The organism is Amycolatopsis ruanii, from assembly GCF_003385175.1.
Taxonomy (GTDB): Bacteria; Actinomycetota; Actinomycetes; order Mycobacteriales; family Pseudonocardiaceae; genus Amycolatopsis_E; species Amycolatopsis_E thermalba.
In genome coordinates, this window is record NZ_PQHY01000157.1 from 1 (window position 1) to 2,880 (window position 2,880).

4 protein-coding genes are annotated in these 2,880 nt (G+C 75.1%); all 4 read left to right on the forward strand.

What is annotated here, in order from left to right; genetic code table 11:
* Positions 1-40: 40 nt before the first annotated feature.
* From D0D28_RS35265 to mycP, 4 genes are read left to right on the forward strand one after another with little or no spacing between them, the layout of a single operon-like run.
* Entirely contained in the window at positions 41-529 is a 489-nt protein-coding gene (locus D0D28_RS35265; RefSeq protein WP_116115531.1) for a hypothetical protein, read from the forward strand.
* Entirely contained in the window at positions 526-885 is a 360-nt protein-coding gene (locus tag D0D28_RS35270) for a YbaB/EbfC family nucleoid-associated protein (RefSeq protein WP_094005437.1), read from the forward strand. Before D0D28_RS35265 ends, D0D28_RS35270 begins: the two co-directional genes overlap by 4 nt.
* Positions 872-1,204 carry a hypothetical protein gene (locus tag D0D28_RS35275; RefSeq protein WP_094005436.1) on the forward strand — a complete coding sequence of 111 codons (333 nt, stop codon included), beginning with the start codon at positions 872-874 and terminating at the stop codon, positions 1,202-1,204. The genes D0D28_RS35270 and D0D28_RS35275 overlap by 14 nt, the downstream gene beginning before the upstream one ends.
* Positions 1,201-2,469: a type VII secretion-associated serine protease mycosin gene (gene mycP / locus D0D28_RS35280; RefSeq protein WP_205413447.1), complete on the forward strand. Its 1,269-nt coding sequence runs from the start codon at positions 1,201-1,203 to the stop codon at positions 2,467-2,469. The genes D0D28_RS35275 and mycP overlap by 4 nt, the downstream gene beginning before the upstream one ends.
* The last annotated feature ends 411 nt before the right edge of the window (positions 2,470-2,880 follow it).

Here is a 2,880-nt window from a genome sequence, read left to right on the forward strand (position 1 = left end):
CCCCTCCCCCACCTTCTACTAGCGCGCCGAGGAGCCCACCGTGTTCACCAGCATGCCGTTCCCCGTCGGATTCGCCGTACCGCCCGGCTGGCGGCCCCCGGAGCCGGCGGAGACCGGATCGCCACTGGGGACGGTCGCCTGCGTGCGGTCCGAACCGGACCCGGTCATCGCGGCCGGCGGCGGCTTCCGGCCCGGCGACGCGAGCCTGGCCGAGATCGCCGGCGAGTCCGTGCGCGACCTGCGCGAGTCCGGCGCCACCGTCGACGTGCTGCAGCACACCGCGGTCGGCACGGCCGGCGCACCCGGGCTCGCGCAGGTCCTGCTCGTCCGCGCGCCCGTCGCGGCGGAGGTCGTCCACTGCCAGGCGTTCCTCGCGCTGCACGACACCGAGGACCACGGCAAACGCGCGGTGCTGCGGTTCGTGATGGCCACGACCAGCGCCGCGGCCCCGGAGCTGGCGGAGGACTTCCGGCAGTTCCTCGGCTCCATCCGGCCGGGCAGCGATCAGGAGGACAGGGAGACCCCATGACCGACCACGCACGACTGCGCGCGGAACTGCTCGAGACCCGCACCCGCATCGCGGCCATCGAGGTGACCGCGGACTCCCCCGACGGACTGGTCAGCGTCACGGTGGCCGGGCGGGGCGAGCTGCGGGAGCTGTACCTGGACCCGCGGATCTACCGGGCGGCCGACCCGAAGGCGCTCGGCAGATCCATTGTGGACACGGTGCGGGACGCGGTCGAGCAGTCGCGGCGGCAGCTGTTCGAGATCGTCCGCCGCTACCTGCCGCCCGGCGCGAAGTACGAGCACACCGACGTGCACACCGATCCCTTCATCACCCAGCTGGACAAGAAGATCGAGGAGTGTGGCGATGGCCGACTATGACATGGACCCGGACGCCGTGACCCGCAGCATCAACCAGCTGCGCGCCGCCGGGGAGAACTTCGCCTCCGCGTGGGCGAACCACAAGCAGGCGATCCAGGCGGCGCAGGGCCGCTTCGGCACCGACGTGCTCGCGCAGGCGTTCCTGGAGAAGTACCTGCCGATCGCGGAGAAGCTGACCGCCAGGGCCGACGCCATTCCCGGCAGCTACACCCGCCTGTGCGACGACGCGATGGGCTGCGTGGCCGACTACCTGGCGGCGGAGCAGCAGGGCACGGGCTCGGTGCGGCGGCTCACCGGCACGGGTGACGAACCGTCATGAGGACGATCGGCCTGACGACGGCCGCCGCGATCGCGGCGGCCGTCGTCGTCTGTCCGGGGGGCGCCGCGGCCGCGCGCCCGCCGGGCGCCTGCGGCAGCGATCCCGCGCCGGCGAGCCCGGTCGTCACCGAGCTGCCGTGGGCGCAGAAGACGCTGGACTTCCGCGCCGTGCACGAGCACGCCACCGGGGCCGGGGTGGTGGTCGCCGTGGTGGACTCCGGGGTGGACGCCGACCACCCGCAGCTGCGGCAGCCCGGGAAGGTGCTGCCCGGCCAGGATTTCTTCCTCGTCGGCGACCTGCCCGGCGGGTTCGACTGCGTCTCCCACGGCACGGGGGTGGCCAGCATCATCGCGGCCGCGCCGGTCGCCGGCGCCGGGTTCACCGGGCTCGCGCCGGACGCGGTGATCCTGCCGGTCCGGATCAGCGAGAGCGACGGCGGCACCGAGGGCATCGACCCGGAGGTGCTCGCCAGGGGGATCTGGTACGCCGCCGACGCGGGCGCCGACGTGATCAACCTGTCCGTCGCGGGCGGCGTGGACGACCCCTTCGTGCGGGACGCGATCCGGCACGCGGTGGAGCGGGACGTGGTCGTGGTGGCGGCGGTGGGCAACGGGCAGGAGGGCACGGCGCCGGGCCCGGTGACGTATCCGGCGGGCTACGACGGGGTGCTCGGGGTCGGCGCGGTGGACATGGCCGGGGTGCGGCTGGCGAGTTCCCAGGTCGGGCCGCAGGTGGATGTGGTGGCGCCGGGGGCGAGCGTGCTGTGCGCGGCCCGGGTGGACGGGCACCAGTACCGCGACGGCACCAGTTTCGCCGCGCCGTTCGTGGCCGCGACGGCGGCGCTGGTGCGGTCGGTGCGGCCGGATCTGCCGGCGGCGGAGGTGGCCGAGCGGATCCTGGCCACCGCCACGCCGTCGCCGGGTGGCGGGGCCTACGGCGCCGGGATGGTGAACCCGTACCGGGCGCTGACGGACGTGCTCGTGGACGCCCCGCCGGCCGCGTTGCCTGCCGTGCCACGCCCGGAGCCGGACCCGGCCCAGGTGCGGCTGTCGGCGTGGTGGGCGGGCAGCACGTCGGACGCGCGGATGTTCGCGGTGCTGACCGTGGTGGTCGCCGGAGTGGGGGCGGTGGTGGCGCTGGTGCTGGTGCGCGGCCGCCGGACGGGCTGGCGCGCACGGCGGGCGGAGCTGCCCCCGGCGGAGCCCGCGCGGGACGAGCTGCCGGAGGAGATGTTCCTGGTGCCACCCCCACCGGCGGACCGCTGAGGGGGACGGCACAAAGCCCGGCCGGGCCGCCCGGCCGGGCTTCGCGCTACCCGCGCTCGGCCGAGCGCGGGTCGGATTCACGCGGCTGCACGGCCGGCCGGGTTCTTCCGGCCACTTCTGCCGAGCGCGAGCGGGTTCTTCCGGCCACTCTGCCGAGCACGGCCGGGTTCTTCCGGCCACTCTGCCGAGCACGGCCGGGTTCTTCCGGCCACTCTGCCGAGCGCGAGCGGGTTCTTCCGGCCCGAAGCCCGGGGCCGGCCGGTTCTTCCACCCACACTGCCGGCCGGGTTCTTCCGCCGGGCTCGTCCCGGCCGGTTCTTCCACCTGCACTGCCCGCGAGGTCCTTCCGGCCGGGTTCGTCCCGTCGGGCTCTTCCCGCGGGGGTTCCTTCCCCCAGCGCTCTTCCCCCCC